Consider the following 22,286-nt stretch of genomic DNA (forward strand, 5'->3'; position numbering starts at 1 on the left):
CCATGAAACTCAACACACTGATGATGCTGATGGCCCTGGCCACCGCCGGCCAGGCCGCCGCCAAACCCCTGGTGATCGCCACCGACGCCACCTATCCCCCCTTCGAGATGGTCGACAGCAACGGCCAGCTCGGCGGCTTCGAGGTCGATCTGGCCTATGCCCTGTGCGCGGCCATGAAGACCGAGTGCGAGGTGATCAACCAGCCCTGGGATGCCCTGCTGCCGGGACTGCAGGTGCGCAAGTACGACGCCATCATGTCCTCCATGAACATCACCGACGAGCGGCGCCAGAAGGTCGCCTTCAGCCAGGTCTACTACATGATGCAGAACCGCTTCGTGGGGCGCAGCGACAAGGCGGCCGACTTTGCCGACACCCCCGAGCACTTCAAGGGCAAGGTGATAGCGGTGCAGGAGGGCACCCCCCAGGACAACTTCATCACCGCCCGCTACGGTGAGGTGGCCAAGATCAAGCGCTACGTCAACGCCCAGTCCCCCATGCTGGATCTGCAGTCCAGCCGCGCCGACTACACCTTCGGCAACATGGTGCAGTTGAAGGTGGGCTTCCTCGACAAGGAGATGGGCAAGCAGTTCGCCTTCGTCGGACCCCAGTACAACGGCACTCAGGACAAGATCCTGGGAGAAGGGGTGGCGGTGGCCCTGCGCAAGAACGATGACAAGCTCAAGAGCCGGTTCGATGCCGCCATCGACAGCGTCAAGGCCGACGGCACCTTTGACACCCTGCTCAAGAAGTACCAGCTCGAAGACCTGCTCTGATCAACTCCTGCCCGGCCTCGCTGACATGCGGGCCGCGTTGAAGAAGGGCGGCCCTGGCCGCCCTTCTTCTTTTCCTGCTCTGTGCTGCGTCTGTTCTCTTTCACGCCCCCTATTTCGCCAGTGCGAGGTGCCCGGCAATCTGCTGGTACAGGGTCTGGTAGTTGCCGTCGAAGTGGTGGGAACCCGGCAGTGTCACCGTCGTCACGTTCGGCTGCTGCAGGCGCGGGCAGAGTTTGACCGGGGAGTCATCCTCCGCTCCCTGCACGCAGAGCAGCGGCAGACTCTGGATGCGTTTCACCTCCGGCAGGGTGGGATAGCTGCCCCCCTTGCCGTGCACCACCATGTCGCTGACGTGGATCTCGAAGTCCGACGCCGTCGAGGGGGAGAGCATCACGGCGCCCGCCAGGCTGTCACGATAGGCCGGCGGCAGGCGATTGATGACGAAGGGCACTATCTCGGCACCAAAGGAGAAGCCCACCAGCAGCCAGCGCTGGCGTCCCCAGCGGGACTGGTACTCGGTGAGGATGCGCACCAGATCCGCCGTCGCCTGATCCGGCGTCTTCTTCTTCCAGTAATAGGAGAGCGAGCTCCAGCCCACTACCGGCATGCCGTGGGCCTGCAACTGGGCGCCCAGCCCCTTGTCCAGCGCCGCCCAGCCGCCATCCCCGCTCATGAAGACCACCATGGGGGCGGACGAGGCTTGCGCCACCGGCAACTCCACCAGCCCCAGATCGGCGCCGACCCGGCCCGGCTGGGCGGCCACCGCCGGCAAGGTGAACGAAGAGACGAGACAGCAAATCAACAGCAACAACATGGCTCTCATGGGCCAACTCCTATTTTTTCATGAGCCCGAAGGGGCCGCGACTGATGAGGGAGACGAGGTGGGTCAGGGTGCGGGGCAGCACCAGATGACCGGTGCAGAGCAGGTAGCGGGGCTCCCACCTTGGGCCGAACTTCTCCTTGTAGCGCCGCAACCCCTGGAAGTTGTAGAAACGGCTGCCCCGGGTGAACAGGGTGTTGCCAAGGCGGGCCCAGTAACCGCCGAGGGGGTTGTCGTTGAACCCCGACATGGGGGCCATCCCCAGGTTGAAGCTGGCATAGCCCTCCTGCTTGCCCCACAGCAGCAGCTCGACGAACAGGAAGTCCATGACGGGGGCCGCCCCCGTGTCCAGGCTGTAGCGCATCAGATCGATGGAGAGGCTCTCCTTGTTGTCGCTGGTCCAGAGGTTGGCAAACCCGACGATCTGCCCCTCCCGCCGCACCAGCGCCATCGGGTTGAGGGTGAGGTAGGCGGGATCGAAACTGCCTACGGAGAAGCCCTTCTCCCTGCCCTGCTTGCTGTGCAGCCAGCTGTCTGAGATCCCCCTCAACTCGGGCAGCAGGGGGGCAATCTCACCGGGTGCCACCACCTCGAAGAGCAGCCCTTCCCGTTTGCCCTTGGCGTGACTCTGGCGCAGGTTGCGCAGGCGACTGCCGGCGAGATCGAAGCTCGGCAGATCCACGATGGCCTCCTCCCCCAGCTTGAAGGGGATGAGCCCGAGATCCAGATAGACAGGGAGATAGCGGGCCGACACCTGGTAGAAGACCGGGCTGACGTCGTGCTCGTCACAGCGCTCGCGAAACTGCCAGAGCAGCTCCTCCACGAGGGAGGACTGACCGACGGGATCCCCCATCACAATCCAGCTGCTGCCCTCGGCCCCGTACATGAGGAAGACCTCGCCGCTTGGGTGGAACAGCAGGGACTTGTCCCCGAGCTGGGCCAGGTAGCCGTGGCCTCCCCCTGCCCGCATCACCAGCCCATGGGCACGGGAGAGCGCCTCGGCATCCGGCTTGCCGACGGCCAGGCGCAAGGGAGCCAGCAGATGGGCCACCCCGACCACCGCCAGCACCCCGATGACGCTCCCCATGGCGCGCAGGGCGCGGGAGGCGGCCCCGGGCCCGTGGGCCGAGACGTGCAGCCAGAGGGAGGGGTCGTACTCCACATGGCGGTAGGAGAAGAGCAGCAACCACAAGGCCCCCAGCAGCACGGCTCCCACCGACATCAGCCAGGAAGGGGTGAACCGGGCGTGAAGCAAGGAACCCTTGCGATAAAAGAGAGGGCGGCAGGGGGTGATGATTAGCAAGAAGCCCCCGAGCAGCAGGGCGGACTCCCAGTCAAACCCCTTGAACAGGGAGAACAGCATGCCAAGCCCCAGCAACCACTGGGTGATCCTGAATGCCCCGTCATGACGGCGGTAGAGGCTGTGGGCCAGCAACAGCAGCAACACGCCGCTGACACTGCCGAGCACATGGGAGAGCTCCAGCAGGTGCAGCGGCAACACCTCCAGGAAGGCTTCGATCCGCCCCTTCATGGTGGGGATCATCCCGGAGCAGAGCAGCAGGGTGCCCGCCGCGAAGGTACCCATGCTCACTAGGGCGGGCACCAACTCCCGGGTCGCCATCATCACCCCCTGCAGCCGGTGCAGGCGGGCCCGCTGTTGCAGCAGCTCCTGACCTGCGAACAGCAGCAGAGCACAGAGGAAGGGCAGGAAGTAGTAGACGCAGCGGTAGATAAGCAGGGAGGCGAGCAGCTTGTCCACCGGCAGATAGTGGGTGAGCAGCAGGCTCATGCTCGCCTCGAAGACCCCGATGCCCCCCGGCACATGGGCCAGCACCCCGAGCAGGCTGGAGAGCACGAAGGCACTGAGCAGCACCGGATAGGGCACGCTGCCCGATGGCAGCAGCACATAGAGCACGGCGGCGGCGGCCATCCAGTCAAGCAGGGCGATGAGCAGTTGCAGCAGGCGGTATCTGATGCGCGGCAGGAACAGCGGGTGTCCGCGCCAGACCAGGGCAGCCCCCGGCCACACCAGATATGCCAGCACCGTCAGCAGGGCCAGGCCCCCCGCCAGTTGCAACAACCCGGTCGCCCAGCGGGGCCAGTCCACCAGCAGGGCCGCCCCCTGCCCCAGCAGCAGGGCACTGCCCCCCCAGCCCATCAGACCGAGGAAGAAGGTGATGGAGCAAAAGAGGATCACCCTGGCCACCTCCCCGGTGCCAAGCCCCAGGGAGGAGTAGAGCCGGTAGCGTACCGAGGAGCCGGTGAGCAGCGCAAAGCCCAGGGTGTTGGAGAAGGTGTAGGCGATGAAGGAGGTCATCCCCACCTGCTGCCAGGACAGTCGCTTGTCCAGCACCTTCAGGGCCAGCAGATCATAGCAGCAGAGGCAGCCATAGCTGAGCAGGGTGAGCAGCAGGGCGCCCCCCAACTGCGGCAAGGGTTGAGACCAGATGGCCTGGCGGATGTCGTGCCAGTGCCACAGGTGGGTCAAATGATAGAGGACGGTCAAGGCCGCCCCCAGCAGCAGCAGGCTGCACAGGGGGCCTATCCAGATCAACAGCTGACGCCGCATTCAAGATTCCTGTCGAAAAGCGTGGAGAAAGAGAGGCTCCGAAAGCGGGCGGACAAGGCGCCCTCCCGGAGTGACTCCCCCACAGGCGGCGCGTGACGCCGCACGTTCACGGGGGCAATCCTATGATTTACCAGGCTCTGCCCGCTCGCCACTTTTCTTCTGTAACCTTATGTACAGGCAGACAAAACATCCCCGTCCGGGATAGAGGCAGGAGACGCCATGACACCCTCCCCCCTGATAAGACGCTTCCCCCAAAACGCCCAGGGGCGCGATCTGGCCGTCGGCGACATCCACGGCCACTTCGCCCTGTTGCAGCAGGCCCTCGACACCCTGGATTTTGATCCCGCCCGGGACCGTCTCTTCAGCGTCGGGGATCTGGCGGATCGCGGGCCCGAGTGCAGCGAGGTGATCCACTGGCTGGCCAGGCCCTGGTTTCACCCGGTCTGCGGCAATCACGACGACTACGTCTGCCGTTACGAGAGCTGCGATCGGGAGAACTGGATCCGAAACGGCGGCGGTTGGTTTCAGCACCTGACCCCTACCGAGCAGGCGGCGTTCGCCGTCCACTACCGCAGCCTGCCCCTGGCCATCGAGGTGGCCACCCCGGCCGGCCCGGTCGGGCTGCTTCACGCCGATTGCCCCTTCTCCTCCTGGCAGGGGCTGCTGGACCAACTCGATGCCGGGGTGAGCGGCGGACGGCTTCGGGCCATCAAGAACGTCTGCCTCTGGTCAAGGCGCCGTATCGAACGGCTGGACGAGAGCGGGGTCGCGGATCTCGCCGCCTTGGTGGTGGGCCACACCCCGGTGAGGGTGCCGGTGCGCCTTGGCAACGTCCACTACATCGACACCGGCGGCTGGTATCCCGAGGAGGGCGGCTACTTCACCCTGCTGGACCTCAATACCCTGACCCCCCACTTTCCCCTGCCCTGAGCCGGACCGATGGGATGAACAGGCTCACGGACAACGCCCACTGCCCATTAAAGCGCCAGGCGAACGCCCCGGACTTCGCTCTGCCAGCGCGATGGTTTACCATGCAGGCAATTGCGGTGCATGGCACCCCCACCTAGGCGCCAGGCGCCGCCGTCATCGGATACTCCTTTCGAGCAACATGAGCACATCAGCGCACCCGGCCAGCGGGCCCACGTTCTACTTCCACGACTACGAGACCTTCGGCATCAGTCCGGCCAAAGACAGGCCGTCGCAGTTTGCGGGCATTCGCACCGACGCGGATTTCAACCTCATCGGCGAGCCGCTGGTGATTTACTGCAAGCCGCCGGCGGATTACCTGCCGGAGCCGGAAGCCTGCCTCATCACCGGCATCACGCCGCAAAAGGCGATGAAGGACGGCCTGTGCGAGGCGGACTTCATCCGCCAGATCCACGCAGAGTTCGCCACCCCGGGCACCTGCGTGCTCGGCTACAACAGCATCCGCTTCGATGACGAGGTGACCCGCTACACCCTCTATCGCAACTTCTATGACCCCTATGCCTACGCCTGGCAGAACGGCAACTCCCGCTGGGACATCCTCGACATGCTGCGGGCCTGCTACGCCCTGCGCCCGCAGGGGATAGAGTGGGCCTTCGATGAAGAGGGCAAGCCGAGCTTCAGGCTGGAGAAGCTGACGGTGGCCAACGGCGTGGCCCACGCCAACGCCCACGATGCGCTCTCGGATGTGCTGGCCACCATCGAGATGGCCAGGCTGGTGAAAAAAGCCCAGCCCAAGCTCTTCGAGTACCTCTTTGATCTTCGCAACAAGAACAAGGTAAAGGCCCTCATCGACGTGGTGACCATGAAACCCCTGGTGCACGTCTCCGGCATGTTCTCCCCCTGGCAGGGGTGTGCAAGCTGGGTGTCGCCGCTCGCCTGGCACCCCAGCAACCAAAACGCGGTGATCATGGTGGATCTGACCCGTGACCCGACTCCGCTCATCGAGCTCTCCTGCGAGGAGATCCGCGAGCGCCTCTACACCAAAAAAGAGGAGCTGGGGGATCTGGCCGGCATTCCGGTCAAACTGGTGCACATCAACAAGTGCCCGGTGCTGGCCCCGGCCGCCACCCTGACGCCGGAGCGGGCGGACGAGCTGGGCATCAATCGGGCTCAGTGCCGCAAGAGCCTGGATCTGCTGCGGGCCCACCCCGAGGTGCGGGAAAAACTGGTGGAGGTGTTCAACCAGGAGTTTGCCGGCAGCACCGACGGCGACCCCGACACCCAGCTCTACGCCGGTTTCTTCGGCCACGGCGACAAGTCCACCATGGATCTGGTGCGCGCCACCCCGGCGGATCTGCTGGGGGAGCGGGAGTTTGCCTTCACGGATCCCCGTCTGCCCGAGATGCTGTTTCGTTACCGCGCCCGCAACTGGCCCCACACCTTGAGCGAAGCGGAGCAGAAGCGCTGGCGCCTGCACTGCAGCGACTACTTCAGCCGCCGCCTGCCGGATTATGTGCCGCGCCTGGAAGCCCTGGCGGAACAGAATCAGGGGAACGAACGGAACTTTGCGATTCTAAAGAGTCTCTATCACTACCTTGAAAATCTGTGAGATGTGAGCCGTTTCACAGTTAAAAACCGATGCGTTTCCCCGGCTCGCGACATAATGGGCAGGGAGCCCAAGCTCCTGATAGTGTGAATATTTAGATGCGCTGACGGCATGGATGCCGTGCTTTCGACTGTTGGGGAACTCTCGTTTTATGCGTTCAGCTCTGCCTGCTTTGACACTCGTAGCCTGTGCCCTGCTGCCCCAGGCCGCCCTCGCTGGCGCCCGGTTCGAGGTGCCAGACTACCTCTTGCGCCTGCCGGAGCAGACCTACCGGCTCATCGAGCGCAATTTCAGCACCCTCTACCAGCAGACCGACTTCACCCCGCAAATCACCAACAGCTATTTCAACCACTCGGATCTCTACCGCTTCGCCGGCATTCCCCTGGCCATCACGCCGCAAAACGGCTTCCAGATGGAGGTGTTCGGCCAGCTCTACAACAAGTCGTCCCAGATCTATGCCCAGATGAGCCAGGATCTCTCCCTCTATCGCACCCTGCGGGTGGACATGATGGGGGATCAGAGCGACGAGATCGCCATCGGCATGGGGCTCGGCATCCCCCTGACAACCCGCCTCACCGTCAAGGCGCTCGCCTCCAGCAACGAGATCCCGGGCTATGGCTCCGCCAATTACGCCATCGGGATGGAGTGGCACTTCTAGAGACCATTTCGCCACGTAAAAAAGGCTCCCTCGGGAGCCTTTTTGCAGTGCAACGCCATCAGGGGTAGCGGATCACCGCCCCCTGCCCCCCTTGCAGCACCAGGGTGCTCCCCAGGGGCGTCTCGTCCCAGAAGTCCGTGCCCCCCGGCGCCAACGGGAACTCGCAGGCGTGCTCCCCCCAGTTGAACAGGCAGAGCAGCTCGCCGCCCCCGGGCAGCGCCACCCGCCCGCGCTCGAATGCCATCCCCTCGAAGCGGGCCGCCGGGGTGCGCGCGGCGCACAGGGCCAGCAGCTTGCCAAGGCGCGCCCCTTGCGCCTCGTCCAGATCCTGCAATCTGTCCCCCGCCAGCACCATGCCACCGCTCGCCACCAGGGCGGCCAGGTGGAAGTCGTACTCGGCGCGGCTCCCGTGCTGGCCCGGAATATCCCGCAGGCAGACGCAGTCGGGGTCCAGCACCCAGAGCCGCTCGTGCTGCCAGGCGCGGCAGAAGGCTTCTCGCGCTATCTGGCGAAAACGGGGGCCCTGGCGCTCCACGTCATCGCTCACCCGCATGCCGTGCACCAGGCCGAGGCTCGGCCACAGCGGCGCATTGCAGCCGAGCAGGAAGGCCCCCTCCCCGGCGCCGCGCAGGATGGCGGCCATTCCGCGCCGATAGGCCTCCACCCGGGTGGCGGCGGGGTCGTGGAAGCGCCCACCGTGGATGGCCCCCCAGAAGTTGGCATCGAGCTTGAAGTAGTGAATGCCCCACTGGGTACGCAGGGTGCGAAATACCTGCTCCAGGTGCGTCTGCACCTCGGGGTGGGTGCCATCCAGCACGTACCAGGGGGTGCAACGCCAGCCCCCGTAGGTGACCCGCTCCGAGGGGAGCGGCAGGCCATCCTCCCCTTTCACGAACCAGTCAGGGTGATCCTGGAACACTCGGGAGCCGGGCTCGGCGATAAAGGGGGCGACCCAGAGCGCAGGCTCGCAACCGGCGGCGCGGATCTCCCCTGCCAGGGCCGCCACCCCCTCCTCGAACTTGGCGGAAGGGGTGAGCCAGTCCCCCATCCTGGCCTGATAGCCGTCATCTATCTGCACGTAGCGCAGGGCCGGGAAACGCTCGGCCCGCACCGCCAGGTTCTCGCGAATGTCCGCCGCGCTCACGTTCGCGTAGTAGTGATACCAGGAGCACCAGCCGCTCGGGCGCGTGGGCACCTCCCCCACCAGGGAGCCGTGCTCGGCGGCGATATGCTGCGCCAGCGTCGCGAGCAGGGCCTCCCTGTCCGGCCCCTCCAGGCAGATCAGCGCCTCGCTCTGCCAGTGCGCACCCGGCGCCAGGGTGCGCCCTTCGGTGTTCATTACGATCTCGAGGCGCCCGTCGGGATGGAGGCGAAACTCCCCGCCAAAGCGCTGGCAACTCGCAAAGGCCAGCAGCAGCCAGCCCCCCTCCTGCGCCACCAGCAGCAGGTTGTGCACCGTGTGGTAGCCATGGTCGGCGGTGATGCGATAGACAGACGCATCGGGGCAGCGGCCCAGGTGCTCGGGGGCGTTCCAGCGTCCCCCGGTCTGGGCCAGCATCTGGAACCCCTCCCCGTAGATGGCCGCGTCGGGCGCAAGTCCGAGATCCCCCTCAAACAGCCGCCAGTGGTGGACGGCCTCGGACTGCTTCCCTGTGTTGTCAAGCCTCACCCGGCAAAGCGGCCCCTCCCACTGGCGGGTTTGCAGCAGGGCGTCAGGGAGGGCGGGATCGGCGGGCAGTTGGCGCAACCGGGCCAGGAGAGAGGGGGTCGACATGGGAACTCCTTCTTGTGAATGGGGATGAAGCCGGGGCCATTGTATCCCCTGCGGGCCAGTTGACCCTGTTCCCTCCCCCCCGTGCCTGTTAAACTGCGACCTCGCTCACACTTGCCAAGATGAGGCCCCCGTGCTGCTGCAACGCACCCTGCGCTACCTTCGTGATTTTCTGGTCATCATCGCCTGTCTGCTGGCAGGCAAGGCCGTGGCGGCCATCCTGCCCTTCGCCTTCCCCGGCAGCATCATCGGCATGCTGCTGCTGTTCGTGCTGCTCTCCTTGCAGATCGTCCGCTTCTCCTGGGTCGAGCTGGGGGGCGGCCTGCTGCTGCGCCACATGGGGGTGCTGTTCGTGCCGGTGGCGGTGGGCCTGGTGGCCTGGCTCGAGCCCCTGCGCCAATCCTTCGGTCTCATCATGCTCTGCGTCGTGCTCGGCATCGTGCTCATCCTGGGCGCGGTCGGCCACCTCTATCAAAGGATGAACAAGCCATGATCCTCTGGTTCGCCCTGCCCCTCACCCTGGCCCTCTATTTCATGACCCGGGCCCTCTACCGCCGCCTGCCCTGGCCCGTCATCAATCCGGTGCTGATCCCCACCGCCGTCATCATCGGCCTGCTGCTCTGGCTCGATCTGCCCCTGGATCAGTACCAGCAAGGGGCCTCGCCCCTCACCGCCCTGCTGGAACCCGCCGTGGTGGCCCTGGCCCTGCCGCTTTACCAGCAGGCACGCCAGATCCGCGACAAGCTCACACCCATCCTGGCCTGTACCCTCACCGCGGTGCTCATCTCGGTCTGCACCACCCTGGGGGTCGGCCACCTGATGGGGGCGGATCCGGCGCTGCTCGCCTCCATCGCCACCAAGTCCATCACCACGCCGCTCGCCATGAGCGTCAGCCAGTCCCTCGGCGGCATTCCCGCCATCGCCGCCGCCGTGGTGGTGGTGGTGGGGATCCTGGGGGCCCTGGTGGGCTATCCCCTGCTCAAGCTGATGCGGGTCACCGACCCCGAGGCCCAGGGGCTCGCCATGGGAGCCTGCGCCCACGCCATCGGCACCGCCGCCTCCGCCGAGCAGGGAGTGACCCAGGGCGCCTTCTCGTCGCTGGCCATGGTGGTGTGCGGTGTGCTGACCGCGGCCATTGCCCCCCTGCTGTTCGCCCTCTACCACTGGCTGACCTGATCCCCGTTGCCATGGCCGCCCCTGCGGCCATGGCCTCTGTGCCCTTTCACCGTTTCCATCCGATACCCTCGCCTCCCTGATGCCGGGAGCTGGCGCACAGATTGCGAAAGACAAACGTTTCCTTTACCATCCCCGCCCCTTTGCCCATCAAGGCGTGAGCGCGCTCACACAATTCGCCGCGCTTGCTCCCTACAATGGCCCCCCAATTGGCCTTTGAGGACACAGTATGCATCCCCGCTTTGCCAAGCCATTCGAGACCCTTTCCGCCCCGCTCCAGGCCGCCCTGCTGCCCATGCTGGGGGACGATTTCCAGGCCCGTTTCACCCCGGACCAGGTCGCGACCCTGAAAGCCGCCACCGGGCTGGATGACAGGGCCCTGCGTCTGGCCTTGCTGCCGCTGGCGGCCGCCTGCTCGGTGGCCCCCATCTCCAGGTTCTTCGTCGGCGCCATCGCCTGCGGCCTGAGCGGCACCTGGTACTTTGGCGCCAACATGGAGTTCGCGGGCCAGGGGCTGTTCCACTCGGTCCACGCCGAGCAGTCCGCCATCTCCAACGCCTGGCTGGGTGGCGAGACCGGGATCTCCGAGATCACCGTGAACTACACCCCCTGCGGCCACTGCCGCCAGTTCATGAACGAGCTGAGCACCGCCAAGACCCTGAAGGTCTCCCTGCCGGACGATCTCAGCGAGCTGCAATCCTTCCTGCCCCACTCCTTCGGCCCCGCCGATCTCGAGATCACCGATGCCCTGATGAGCCCCCAGGCTCACGACGAGCTGGTGCTCGAGAGCGACGACCCCCTGTGGCAGGCTGCGCTCGCCGCCGCCCGCCAGAGCTATGCCCCCTACAGCCAGGGCTATGCCGCGGTAGCGCTGCAGTTCGAGGACGGGCGCATCTTCTGCGGCCGCTATGCCGAGAACGCCGCCTTCAACCCGAGCCTGCCGCCGATGCAGATGGCCTGCGCCCACGCTGTGCTGGGTGGCGAGGATCTCGCCACCGTGCGCCGCGCCGTGCTGCTGGAGAGCAAGGATGGCCAGATCAGCCAGCGGGATTCGGCCCAGTCCACCCTGAAGGCGCTGGGTTCAGTCGAGCTTGAGTACAAAGCCGTCTGACCCCGGCATCCGCCAACGGGAAGGGGAGCTGCGGCTCCCCTTCTTGCTCTCTGCGGCTCTCATCCTGCCCCTCACCCCCTTTCTCTGCGCCTCTGGCGCCGTGCATCAGATGCCCCCCTGCCCCATGTGAGGGCGGTCTCCCTCCGATGACCTTATTGGCAGACCTCCTCTGCGGTGGCGGGAAGCCCAGGTTAAGGGGCCAATGCCCCGCCCCTGCCCCTTGCGGTCCCCGTGTGTGACCCCAAGATGCATTTGCCAAGCCACTGGGATCCCGCCTCTCCATGGATTTTGCAAATACCTTTCCCTGCCGATTCCCCCGGCGCGGAGCGGCATGGCGGCGGCGGGAAAGGTCGGGGAAGGGGTCAATGCCCCGCCCTCGCCCCTGGCGGCCCCCGTGTGTGACCCCAAGATGCATTTGCCAAACCACTGGGATCACCCCTCTCCATGGATTTTGCAAATACCTTTCCCTGCCTGTTCCCTCGATGAGGGGCGGTATGGCGGCAGCGGGAAACGTCGGGGAAGGGGTCAATGCCCCGCCCCCGCCCCTGGCGGCCCCTGTGTGTGACCCCAAGATGCATTCGCCCAGCCACTGGGATCACCCCTATCCATGGATTTTGCAAATACCTTTCCCTGCCGTTCCCTCGACGCGGGGCGGCATGGCGGCGGGAAACCTCGGGTAAGGGGTCAATGCCCCAGCCCCCTGTCGGCTTGCTTCCCCCTGAAATACAGCGGGGGAGCCACTGGCTCCCCCGACTGTCATTGATGTGGCCGATATGGCGGCACCGACCCCTGTCAGGACTCCCACAGGATGCGCTGGCTGCCGGACCAGCGCTCGCCGATGTCCGCGTATTTTTGTTCCAGCAGGTGGCGGCGGATCTTCATGGTGGGGGTCAGCACCCCGTTCTCGATGTTCCAGGGGCTCTTGACCACCAGGATGCCCCGCAGGCGAGCATGGGATTCCAGCTTGTCGTTGACCCGATTGAGGGCAGCCTCCAGCTGGGCCTCCACCCCGGCCTTGTCCCCCTTCATGGCGCTCTCGGCGAGCTGCACCAGGGCGACCGGCTGCGGCATGCCGTAGCCGATGACGCAGAGCTGCTCGATGATGGGCTCCTGCCCGAGCATCCCCTCGATGGGCACCGGGGCCACGTACTTGCCCTTGGCGGTCTTGAAGACGTCCTTCATGCGGCCAGTGATGGTGAGGTAACCCTCCCGGTCCAGCTTGCCCATGTCACCGGTGTGCAGCCAGCCCTCGGCGTCGATGGCCTCTGCACTGTGCTCGGGATCCTTGTAGTAGCCCACCATCATGCCGTCGCAACGACAGAGGATCTCCCCCTCGTCGGAGATCTTGATGGTCACCCCGGGCCCGGCCTTGCCGACGGTGCCTATCTTGTCCGCCCGGAACGGGTAGTTGAGGGTGGAGTAGGCGTGGTTCTCGGTCATGCCCCAGGCCTCGGTGATCTCGAGGCCGATGCTGTGGTACCACTCCAGCAGCGCCGGGGCCACCGGCGCCGAGCCGCAGCCCAGCACCCGCGCCTGATCCAGCCCCAGCCCCTTTTGCAGCTTGCTCTTGATGAGGCTGGAGACGAGGGGGATCTTGAGCAGCAGCGCCAGCTTTTTCTGGGGCAGCTTCTCGTGGATCTTGATGCGGAACATGGCCCAGAGCCGCGGCACCGAGATGAAGACGGTGGGACGGCAGCGCTTGACGTCCTCGATGAAGGTGTCGAGGGATTCGGGGAAGGCGATGGTGGCACCGCTGAACAGGCTGCCGCCGTAGATGTAGACCCGCTCCGTGATGTGGGCAAGGGGCAGGTAGGAGAAGCCGCGATCCTCGGCGGTGAGGGAGACCGCCTCCACCAGCTTCTCGCAGGACCAGGCATAGCGCTCCACGCTCAGCATGGCCCCCTTGGGCTTGCCGGTGCTGCCGGAGGTGTAGACCAGGCTCAGCAGGGCATCCGGCGCCTGCACCGGGCTGTCCGGGATGGGGTCGTATTGCGCCAGCAGATCGTCCCACTGGTGGGCGGCCGGCATGGTGTCGTAAGGCAGGGCGATACGCAGCAGATCCCCGGGCACCCCCGCCTCCTGGCTCTTCCAGTCGTCCAGCTTGCCGACGAAGATCGCCCTGGTTTCGCTGTGGCGCAGCACGTATTCGATGGTGTCGACGTTGGCGGTGGGGTAGATGGGCACGCTCACGTATCCCCCCATCTGCATCGCCAGATCGGCGATGAACCACTGGGCGCAGTTCTTGGAGAGCAGGGCCACCTTGTCACCGGGCACCAGGCCCAGGGCGCGCAGTGCCGTCACCATGCGCCGCGCCTCGTCGGCAACCTCACCCCAGGTGAAGTCGACGTATTCGCGGTGGATGGTCTGACGCAGATAGATTCGGTCGGGACACTGCCGCTCCCAGTGATAGAGCATCTCGAGCGGCAGTCTGGTGGCAATGCGTGAGGTGGAGGCCATGGTTTAATCCCTGAAACAAAAGGCGAGCCTCATTATTAACCTTTTGATAACACTCAGGGAAGCAGATTACTTAAACTTGTGTTTGAACTGCGAATGGGATCAAGCTTCCGCCTGGGCCTGCAGACGCTTCCACATCTCCTGCACCAGCACCTCGTCCTGCTCGGAGAGCTCACCCTGCAAGATGGCCTCGTTCAGGCTGCGCAGCACATAGCTCTTAACGTCCCGCACCAGGGTCTTGCCCTCCAGCTCGGCGCGCGCCACCGCAAGGGAGATGTGCCCTCGCAGATAGCCACCCGCAAACAGCTCGTCTTCGCTGGCCGTGGCGACCATGGCGTCGATCAGTCCCAACAACTTGTGTTCAAAATCGTGAATCGTCATTTAACGCAGCCTCATTTCCGGGGTTGCCGGCAAAAAATTCGGGGAGTGGAACCGCGATCCGGTTGATCGCGGCTCTCTGGCGCCAGGCCAGCCGCATCCTTGATGTCCTATTCCGGGTTGGCCACCGGGTAGATGACCTGATCCTTGTATCCCGTGGTTATGCGCAGATAACCACTCAACGACCGGTTCAGTACCGGATCGTCGGTGTCCACCAGCAGCGGACGGCCTTCTAGCGCCGCCAGCTTGGCTTTGGTGGCGAGCACCTGGATATGCTCGCGCCCGACGGCCCGGATCACGTCTGGACTCAATTGCTGATTTCCGCGCCCGAACAGATGTCCCTGACCGCCGATCAGGGTGATGATCAGACGGCAGCGACGGCCGCGGATCCGGGTCAGGATCTCGGCGGCGGAGAGATCCTGCCCGATAAGCCGGCCATTTTCCACCAGATCCACACCGAGCAAGGTATTTTCCAGACCCAGCTCCCCCATGCAGGCGGCCACCGTGCTCCCCGACCCCATCAGGTAGAGGGTATCGGGCTCCATCTGCTCCACCACACCGGCGGCAAGATCGGCGAGCACCAGCTCCTCGGACTCCCGCCCCCCCTGCTTGACCGCCTGCACGTAGCGCAGATCCCCGGGCACCAGCAGCTGGCCGTAGTGGCGGGCGCGCACCTTGCCGGCGCGAAACGCCTCCTCGTCGATGTCCATCACCTCCGCATCCACCAGGCTCAGAAGCTCCCCTGCGATCATTCTGGCCGCCACCCGGCCGCTCGCCGCCGGCGTCACCCCGTAGACCCCGGAGTGGATCTTGCACCCCGCCGGGATGCCGAGCACATGGCAGGACTCCCCCACCGCCGCGCAGATGTCACGGGCGGTGCCATCGCCACCGGCGAAGAGCAGCAGATCCACCCCGGCATCGCGCAGGGCCAGGGCGGCAGCCCGGGTGTCCTCGGCGCTCGTCTGCGCCCCGGCAGGCCGATGGACAATGCGATGGGGCAGCCCGAGCTCTGCGGCAAGCGTCTCCCCCATCTCACCGGCCACCGTCAGCAGCTCGAATGACGTGGTCAGCTCGCACAGGGGCAACAGGGCCTGGCGGGCCCGCTCCCGGGCCTTGGGGACGGCCCCGCGCGCCAGCGCCTCGGCGACCATACCGTCACTGCCCTTGAGACCGACGGCCCCGCCGATGCCGGCGACGGGGTTGATGATGAGCCCTAATCGAAACATGTTTCCCTCCTGTTGGATCGCCGCCATTTTTATCTTTTCCCGCCACTGGGACAAGCCATGACCCCCTGCTAAAATGCGCGGCTTCTACCTCAATCACTGTTCAACCAAGGTTCAATCATGCTGGAATGGATTGCTGACCCCTCCGCCTGGGTCGCGCTCGCCACCCTGACCCTGCTCGAGATCGTGCTCGGCATCGACAACATCATTTTCATCTCCATCCTGGTGGGTCGCCTGCCGGAAGCCCAGCGCCAGAAAGCGCGCATCCTGGGGCTGGGGCTCGCCATGGGCACCCGCATCCTGCTGCTGCTCTCCCTGGCCTGGGTGATGCGCCTCACCGAGCCCCTCTTCACCGTGCTGGGGGAAGCCATCTCGGGACGGGATCTCATCCTGCTGGTGGGGGGTTTGTTCCTCATCGCCAAGAGCACCCACGAGATCCACCAGAGCCTGGAAGGGGCCGCCGAAGAGGCGGGTGTGGTGAGCAAGACCGCGGGCTTCCTGTCCACCCTGGTGCAGATCGCCATCCTCGACATCATCTTCAGCCTGGACTCCGTCATCACCGCCGTGGGCATGGCGGATCATGTCCCTGTCATGGTGCTGGCCATCATCATCGCCGTCGGCGTCATGATGTTTGCCGCCAAGGCCATCGGCGACTTCGTCGATACCCACCCCACCATCAAGATGCTGGCCCTCTCCTTCCTTATTCTGGTCGGGGTGGCGCTGATGGCCGAAGGGCTGGATCTGCACATTCCCAAGGGTTACATCTACTTCGCCATGGCCTTCTCGCTGGTGGTGGAGATGATCAACATCCGCCTGCGCAGCCACCAGGAGCGGGCCAAGTAAACCGCGACCTGCCCAGAGATGGCCAAACAAAAAGCGCGACCCAGGGTCGCGCTTTTTTATTGTCCCGCCAACGGGGCGCCTTGGGCTCAGAGGGCGTTGCGAGCGGCCACGGCGTCCGCCAGGTTGCGCAGCAGCACCTCGGTATCGGCCCAGCCGATGCAGGCGTCGGTGATGCTCTGGCCGAAGGTGAGCTCGCACCCGTCCACCAGATCCTGACGCCCTTCCACCAGGTGGCTCTCCACCATGACGCCGAACACCGCCTTGCTGCCGGCACGCAGCTGACCGGCCACGTCCTCGGCCACCAGCATCTGGTTCTTGAACTGCTTGCTGCTGTTGGCGTGGCTGAAGTCGATCATCACTTTCTGGGGCAGACCGGCCTTGTCCAGACCACTCACCACCTCATCCACGTGACGGGCGCTGTAGTTGGGCTCGCGGCCACCGCGCAGGATGATGTGACAGTCCGGGTTGCCAGCGGTCGAGACGATGGCGGAATGGCCGTACTTGGTCACCGACAGGAAGTGGTGCGGGGCGCTGGCGGCGCCGATGGCGTCGATGGCCACCTTGATGGTGCCGTCGGTGCCGTTCTTGAAGCCCACCGGGCAGGAGAGACCGGAGGCCAGCTCGCGGTGTACCTGGGATTCGGTGGTACGGGCGCCGATGGCACCCCAGCTCATCAGATCCGCCACGTATTGCGGGGTGATCATGTCGAGGAACTCGGAGGCGGTCGGCAGCCCCATGTCGTTGAGATCCAGCAAGAGCTTGCGACCCAGGCGCAGGCCGTCGTTGATCTGGCAGCTGTTGTCGAGGTAGGGGTCGTTGATCAGCCCCTTCCAGCCCACTGTGGTACGGGGTTTTTCGAAGTAGACCCGCATCACGATCTCCAGCTGATCTTTCAGCTCGTCGCGCAGCACCTTGAGGCGTTTGCCGTATTCCAGGGCGGCGACCGGATCGTGGATGGAGCAGGGGCCGATCACCACCAGCAGGCGATCATCGTCGCCGGCCAGGATGTTGTGGATGGCCTGACGGGATTCAAACACGGTGGCCGAGGCGGTGTCGGTCGCCGGAAACTTCTCAAGCACCGCAACCGGGGGCAATAACTCTTTGATTTCACTGATACGAACGTCGTCGGTTTGATGCTGCATGACCAAGTTTCCTGCTAGATGACTGCGATAAAGAGATCTCAATCTAGCCCTGTGCCGGGTCGGTGTAAATAGAAAATTACATTCTTCGACAAGGAATTTTATTATCGCACCTTGCAAGTTTGCATAATGCTGCTAGGAGGCATGAAAAAAGCGGGGGGCAGAGATGAAAAGGCCCGCACGAAGCGGGCCGAAAGGGCTCAGGCCTGACTGACGCTGGCCAGCTTGTCGAAGTAGTCCGGGAAGGTCTTGGAGGTGCAACCCGGATCATTGATGGTGACCGGCGTATCGGAGAGCGCCACCAGGGAGAAGCACATGGCGATGCGGTGATCGTTGTAGGTGTCGATGGCCGCGTGGGTCAGCTGTGCGGGCGGGATCACGGTGATGAAGTCGTGCCCCTCCTCCACTTCCACGCCCAGCTTGCGCAGCTCGGTCGCCATGGCGTGCAGGCGGTCGGTCTCCTTCACCCGCCAGTTGTAGATGTTGCGGATGGTGGTGGTGCCCTCGGCAAACAGCGCCGTGGTGGCGATGGTCATGGCCGCATCCGGGATGTGGTTCATGTCCATGTCGATGCCGTGCAACGGCCCCTGCTCGGCCTCGATGAAGTCATCGCCCCAGGTGATGCGAGCCCCCATCTTCTCCAGTACGTCAGCGAAGTGGATGTCCCCCTGGATGCTGTGCTTGCCGATGCCGGTAACCCGCACCTTGCCCTTGATGGCGCCCGCCGCGAGGAAGTAGGAGGCGCTGGAGGCATCCCCTTCCACCAGGAAGTCGCCAGGGCTGACATAGGTCTGGTTGCCCTTGATGTAGAACACCTTGTAGTCGTCGTGCTCGATGACCACCCCGAACTGCTTCATGATGTGCAGGGTGATGTCGATGTAGGGCTTGGAGACCAGCTCCCCCTTGATGTGGATGCGGGTGTCGCCGGCCGCCATGGGGGCCGCCATCAAAAACGCCGTCAGGAACTGGCTGGAGACGGAGCCGTCGATGTGGACATCGCCACCCCAGAGCCCCTTGGCATCCACCACCAGGGGCGGATAGCCATCTTTCTTCAGGTACTGGATGTGGGCACCCGCTTCGCGCAGGGCATCCACCAGGTGGCCGATGGGGCGCTCTTCCATGCGCGGCTCGCCGCCCAGGGTGTACTCGCCGGAGCCCAGGCACAGGGCGGCACACAGGGGGCGCATGGCAGTACCGGCATTGCCGAGGAACAGGTTGACCGGCGCCGAGACCGCGAAGCTGCGGCCCAGACCGTGCACGGTGCACTCGGTCTTGTCGGCGGAGAGCTTGTACTTGACGCCGAGCTGGGTCAGCGCCGCCAGCATGTGGCGGATGTCATCGCTGTCGAGCAGGTTGGTCAGCCGGGTGGTGCCCCGGGCCAGGGCCGCCAGCAGCAGGGCCCGGTTAGAGACACTCTTGGAGCCGGGCAGATTGACCACCCCGGCCACGCTAGAAATGGGTTCCAAACGCAACGAATTCATAGACTTCCTGTTCGATCTCAATTAAATCACCTGACCGGACGTTAACAGCCTGCGTCCCCCGCGGCAAGTTCGACAGTGGCACGACCGCGGGAGAGGGCAGCCTGGGTCAGGATGGGTCTGAAAAACAGACGCCGGGGAGTCCCCAGCGTCTGGCAATGGGGAGACACGCCTCAACCGTGGCGTTTGGCAAAGTCATCCATAAAGCTGACCAGGGCCTTGACCCCTTCCAAGGGCATGGCGTTGTAGAGGCTGGCGCGCATGCCACCGACGATGCGGTGTCCCTTGAGAGCCAGCAGACCGGCCGCTTCCGACTCCGCCAGGAACAGCTTGTCCAGGGCCTCGTTTTTCAGCTGGAAGGGCACGTTCATGCGGGAGCGGCAGGCCACATCCACCTTGTTGCCATAGAAGCTCGACTGATCGAGGTAGCCGTAGAGGAAGTCAGCCTTCTCCTTGTTGCGTGCTTCCATCGCCGCCAGGCCACCCTGCTCCTTGAGCCACTCGAACACCAGACCGGCCAGGTACCAGGCGTAGGTGGGGGGCGTGTTGAACATGGAGTCGTTCTTGGCGGTGAGCTGGTAGTCGAAGATGGACGGCACATCGGCGCGGGCCTGGTTCAGCAGGTCGTCGCGCACGATGGCGATGGCCAGACCAGAGGGGCCTATGTTCTTCTGGGCACCGGCGTAGAGGATGCCGAAGCGGCTCACGTCGAGGGGACGGGAGAGAATGGTGGAGGAGAGATCCGCCACCAGGGGCACATCGCCGGTGGCCGGGATGTCGAACATCTCGATGCCATCGATGGTTTCGTTCGGGCAGTAGTGCACATAGGCGGCATCGGCGCGAAACGCCGGCGTCGGCAGCAGGTGGGAGACCCCCTGCTCGTTCTTGGCTACCCCCTGGAAGGTCTGGATGTCACCGTATTTCTGGGCTTCATCCACGGCGCTCTGGGCCCAGACGCCGGTCACCAGGTAATCCGCCTTCTTGTTGGCGCCACCCAGCAGGTTCATGGGCACGGCGGAGAACTGGCCGCGGCCACCGCCGTGCATGAAGAGCACCTTGTAGTTGTCCGGCACCGCCAGCAGGTCGCGCAGGTCCGCTTCGGCCTTCTCGGCGACCGCCATATAGGGCTTGCCGCGATGGGAAAGCTCCATGACCGAGGCTCCCAGCCCCTGGAAATTACAAAATTCGCGCTGGGCGCGCTCCATGACTTCAACCGGCAACATGGCGGGGCCGGCGCAGAAGTTGTAAATCTGTTTGCTCATGACGCTTTCCGTGAATGGATGTGTGTGATCGGTGACTCGAACGTTTTTACACGACAGCCCCCCGTGGGGGCAAAGGCTTTTTGGGATCCAGCGCAACCTTTTGCCCCGGCGCCACCGGGCACTCATCAGACAAAAGCCCTGAACGGGCCAGGGCTTGCAGAGAATATGCATGGAAACGGGGGCGAGACAGCACGGACGGCTTTGTTCGCCCCTTTGTGGCAAATTTACAGCTTGGCGGTGAGCTCAGGCAGCAGAGTGAAGAGATCCCCCACCAGACCGTAGTCCGCCACCTGGAAGATGGGGGCCTCGGCGTCCTTGTTGATGGCGACGATCACCTTGGACTCCTTCATCCCCGCCAGATGCTGGATGGCGCCCGAGATGCCCACCGCGATGTAGAGCTCGGGGGCCACCACCTTGCCGGTCTGCCCCACCTGCAGGTCGTTGGAGACATAACCCGCATCCACGGCGGCCCGCGATGCCCCGACGGCAGCCCCCAGCTTGTCCGCCAGAGCGTCGATGAGGGCAAAGTGCTCTTTCGAGCCGAGTGCCCGCCCGCCGGAGACCACCACCCGGGCCGCCCCGAGCTCGGGTCTGGCGGAGCGCACCGCACGCCGCTCGATGAGCCGGGTACGGCAGCGCACCTCAGCCACCGGCAGCGATTCCATCACGGCACGCTCCTCCCCGGACCCGGCCTTGGCGAACGCGGTGGGCCGCACGGTGAGCACCTTGACGGGGGCGCTGCTTGCCACCCGGGCGATGGCGTTCCCCGCATAAATGGGACGCAGGAAGGTGTCGGGCCCCTCGATGCCGGTCACCTCGGCGATCATCTCCACCCCGAGCCTGGCCGCCACCCGCGGCAGCAGATCCTTGCCCTGGCTGCTGGCCGCCATCAGGCAGTGCTGGTAGTCCCTGGCCACCTCGGCGAGCAGTCTGTCGACCCCGTCGTTGAGCCCCTCCGCCAGCATGGGATGTTCTGCCAGCAGCACCCGGTTTACCCCCGTGAGGGCGGCGGCCTGCTCCCCCGCCTCCGTCAGCCCCTGCCCCAGCAGCAAGAGGTGCACCTCGCCCCCCAGGCGCCCCGCCGCCGTGACCAGCTGGGCCAGGTTGTCGGCGATCCGCCCCTGATGATGTTCCGCAATCACAAGTACGCTCATGGCAGCACCTTCATGTCATCCATTGATCCCTTGCTCCCCTGGGCCGCTGCCCCATGCATGGCGCTCACGCCTGCGGGAGGCATCCCTCTCATGCCCCTGCCCATCAGAGCACCCGGGCTTCGTGCTTGAGCTTGTCCAGCAGCTCGTCCACCGAGCCCACCCTGATGCCGGCGCTGCGCACCGGTGGCGCCATCACTCCGAGCTGCCGTGTCTGGCCGGCCGGCACTACCCCGAGGGCGGCGAACGGCTGGCTCTCCAGCGGCTTGCGCTTGGCCTTCATGATGTTGGGGAGGGAGGCGAAGCGCGGCTCGTTGAGGCGCAAGTCCACGGTCACCACGGCGGGCAGCGCCATGCCGAGGGTCTCGAGGCCACCGTCTATCTCGCGGGTCACCTGCAATTCCCCCTCCACCAGCCTGATGGCGGAGGCGAAGGTGGCAAGCGGCCAGTCATTGAGGGCGGCGAACATCTGCCCTACCTGATTGTTGTCGGAATCGATGGACTGCTTGCCGAGCAGCACCAGATCGGGCTGCTCCTGCCCGCACACCGTTTGCAGGGCCCGGGCCACGGTGAGCGGAGTCAGGGTCTCGTCGGTAACATAGTGCAGCGCCCGATCCGCCCCCAGCGCCAGGGCATGGCGCAACTGCTCGGCCGCCGCCTCGGGGCCGAAGGTCACCACCACCAGCTCGGATGCCACGCCGGCTTCCCGCAGCCTGACCCCCTCCTCCACCGCGATTTCACAAAACGGGTTGATGCCCATCTTCACATTGGCGAGCTCCACATCGGAGCCATCCCCCTTGACCCGGATCCTGACGTTGTAATCAACGACCCGTTTGACTGCGACCAGCAGCTTCATGGCGGTCATCCCTCATACCTGTTGTGTGGGTCCACCTTGTCGTCACTCACTTTTCTGCTGACAAAGTGGTTTACGTTTACGTAAACTACCAGCA

19 protein-coding genes are annotated in these 22,286 nt (G+C 64.9%); 8 read left to right on the top strand and 11 right to left on the bottom strand.

All coding sequences use genetic code 11. From position 1 onward, the window contains the following. Positions 1-2 precede the first annotated feature (2 nt). Positions 3-773 (top strand): ABC transporter substrate-binding protein, encoded by a 771-nt coding sequence (locus tag AB5Y80_RS18700; protein WP_368173347.1) that lies wholly within the window; start codon positions 3-5, stop codon positions 771-773. 109 nt (positions 774-882) lie between these two features. Here AB5Y80_RS18700 and AB5Y80_RS18705 read toward each other — a convergent pair whose 3' ends face one another. After that, positions 883-1,596, bottom strand: a complete 714-nt coding sequence (locus tag AB5Y80_RS18705; protein WP_368173348.1) for an AcvB/VirJ family lysyl-phosphatidylglycerol hydrolase — start codon at positions 1,594-1,596, stop codon at positions 883-885. A gap of 10 nt (positions 1,597-1,606) precedes the next feature. Further along, a complete protein-coding gene (gene mprF / locus AB5Y80_RS18710; RefSeq protein WP_368173349.1) occupies positions 1,607-4,162 on the bottom strand; it encodes a bifunctional lysylphosphatidylglycerol flippase/synthetase MprF in 2,556 nt (851 codons plus the stop codon). 219 nt (positions 4,163-4,381) lie between these two features. On the opposite strand from mprF, the gene AB5Y80_RS18715 reads away from it, so the two are divergent. The 3 genes from AB5Y80_RS18715 to AB5Y80_RS18725 all read left to right on the top strand — a co-directional run bounded on the left by AB5Y80_RS18715 (position 4,382) and on the right by AB5Y80_RS18725 (position 7,353). After that, entirely contained in the window at positions 4,382-5,092 is a 711-nt protein-coding gene (locus AB5Y80_RS18715; protein WP_368173350.1) for a metallophosphoesterase, read from the top strand. A 178-nt stretch (positions 5,093-5,270) separates the two neighbouring features. Next, complete coding sequence (sbcB, locus tag AB5Y80_RS18720) at positions 5,271-6,698, top strand: exodeoxyribonuclease I (RefSeq protein WP_319909065.1); 1,428 nt, start codon at positions 5,271-5,273, stop codon at positions 6,696-6,698. A 148-nt stretch (positions 6,699-6,846) separates the two neighbouring features. Next, positions 6,847-7,353, top strand: a complete 507-nt coding sequence (locus AB5Y80_RS18725; RefSeq protein ID WP_039038881.1) for a hypothetical protein — start codon at positions 6,847-6,849, stop codon at positions 7,351-7,353. A 58-nt stretch (positions 7,354-7,411) separates the two neighbouring features. Here AB5Y80_RS18725 and AB5Y80_RS18730 read toward each other — a convergent pair whose 3' ends face one another. Then, on the bottom strand, positions 7,412-9,127 hold the full coding sequence (locus AB5Y80_RS18730; protein ID WP_368173351.1) for a glycoside hydrolase family 36 protein: 1,716 nt from the start codon (positions 9,125-9,127) through the stop codon (positions 7,412-7,414). Positions 9,128-9,257: 130 nt separating this feature from the next. On the opposite strand from AB5Y80_RS18730, the gene AB5Y80_RS18735 reads away from it, so the two are divergent. The 3 genes from AB5Y80_RS18735 (at position 9,258) to cdd (ending at position 11,408) form a co-directional block, all read left to right on the top strand. After that, entirely contained in the window at positions 9,258-9,617 is a 360-nt protein-coding gene (locus tag AB5Y80_RS18735) for a CidA/LrgA family protein (protein WP_010674461.1), read from the top strand. Further along, positions 9,614-10,300, top strand: coding sequence for an LrgB family protein (locus tag AB5Y80_RS18740; RefSeq protein ID WP_010674460.1), 687 nt, complete (start codon positions 9,614-9,616; stop codon positions 10,298-10,300). Before AB5Y80_RS18735 ends, AB5Y80_RS18740 begins: the two co-directional genes overlap by 4 nt. A 226-nt stretch (positions 10,301-10,526) precedes the next feature. After that, positions 10,527-11,408: a cytidine deaminase gene (gene cdd, locus AB5Y80_RS18745; RefSeq protein ID WP_010674459.1), complete on the top strand. Its 882-nt coding sequence runs from the start codon at positions 10,527-10,529 to the stop codon at positions 11,406-11,408. Between the two features lie 792 nt (positions 11,409-12,200). Here the strand turns inward: cdd and AB5Y80_RS18750 are convergent. From AB5Y80_RS18750 to AB5Y80_RS18760, 3 genes are all read right to left on the bottom strand, one after another. Then, the gene (locus AB5Y80_RS18750) at positions 12,201-13,865 is read right to left on the bottom strand and encodes an AMP-binding protein (RefSeq protein WP_045524988.1); all 1,665 of its coding nucleotides are present in this window, start codon (positions 13,863-13,865) and stop codon (positions 12,201-12,203) included. 99 nt (positions 13,866-13,964) lie between these two features. Continuing rightward, positions 13,965-14,243 (bottom strand): YfcL family protein, encoded by a 279-nt coding sequence (locus AB5Y80_RS18755; RefSeq protein ID WP_010674457.1) that lies wholly within the window; start codon positions 14,241-14,243, stop codon positions 13,965-13,967. 107 nt (positions 14,244-14,350) lie between these two features. Next, on the bottom strand, positions 14,351-15,466 hold the full coding sequence (locus AB5Y80_RS18760; protein WP_368173352.1) for an ATP-NAD kinase family protein: 1,116 nt from the start codon (positions 15,464-15,466) through the stop codon (positions 14,351-14,353). A 117-nt stretch (positions 15,467-15,583) separates the two neighbouring features. Between AB5Y80_RS18760 and AB5Y80_RS18765 the strand changes: the two genes are divergently transcribed. Next, positions 15,584-16,306, top strand: coding sequence for a TerC family protein (locus AB5Y80_RS18765; RefSeq protein ID WP_103259990.1), 723 nt, complete (start codon positions 15,584-15,586; stop codon positions 16,304-16,306). A gap of 86 nt (positions 16,307-16,392) precedes the next feature. Here the strand turns inward: AB5Y80_RS18765 and aroG are convergent, their stop codons facing one another. The 5 genes from aroG to AB5Y80_RS18790 all read right to left on the bottom strand — a co-directional run bounded on the left by aroG (position 16,393) and on the right by AB5Y80_RS18790 (position 22,192). After that, positions 16,393-17,448: a 3-deoxy-7-phosphoheptulonate synthase AroG gene (gene aroG, locus AB5Y80_RS18770; RefSeq protein WP_041212942.1), complete on the bottom strand. Its 1,056-nt coding sequence runs from the start codon at positions 17,446-17,448 to the stop codon at positions 16,393-16,395. 197 nt (positions 17,449-17,645) lie between these two features. After that, positions 17,646-18,926 (bottom strand): 3-phosphoshikimate 1-carboxyvinyltransferase, encoded by a 1,281-nt coding sequence (gene aroA, locus AB5Y80_RS18775; protein ID WP_041212941.1) that lies wholly within the window; start codon positions 18,924-18,926, stop codon positions 17,646-17,648. A 170-nt stretch (positions 18,927-19,096) separates the two neighbouring features. Further along, positions 19,097-20,185: a 3-phosphoserine/phosphohydroxythreonine transaminase gene (gene serC / locus AB5Y80_RS18780; protein WP_010674452.1), complete on the bottom strand. Its 1,089-nt coding sequence runs from the start codon at positions 20,183-20,185 to the stop codon at positions 19,097-19,099. A 224-nt stretch (positions 20,186-20,409) separates the two neighbouring features. Further along, complete coding sequence (locus AB5Y80_RS18785) at positions 20,410-21,339, bottom strand: electron transfer flavoprotein subunit alpha/FixB family protein (protein ID WP_042017251.1); 930 nt, start codon at positions 21,337-21,339, stop codon at positions 20,410-20,412. 103 nt (positions 21,340-21,442) lie between these two features. Further along, positions 21,443-22,192 carry an electron transfer flavoprotein subunit beta/FixA family protein gene (locus AB5Y80_RS18790; protein WP_201872575.1) on the bottom strand — a complete coding sequence of 250 codons (750 nt, stop codon included), beginning with the start codon at positions 22,190-22,192 and terminating at the stop codon, positions 21,443-21,445. Positions 22,193-22,286 lie beyond the last annotated feature (94 nt).

The sequence above is a fragment of the Aeromonas sp. R2-1 genome (assembly GCF_040908425.1).
Classification (GTDB): Bacteria; Pseudomonadota; Gammaproteobacteria; order Enterobacterales; family Aeromonadaceae; genus Aeromonas; species Aeromonas caviae.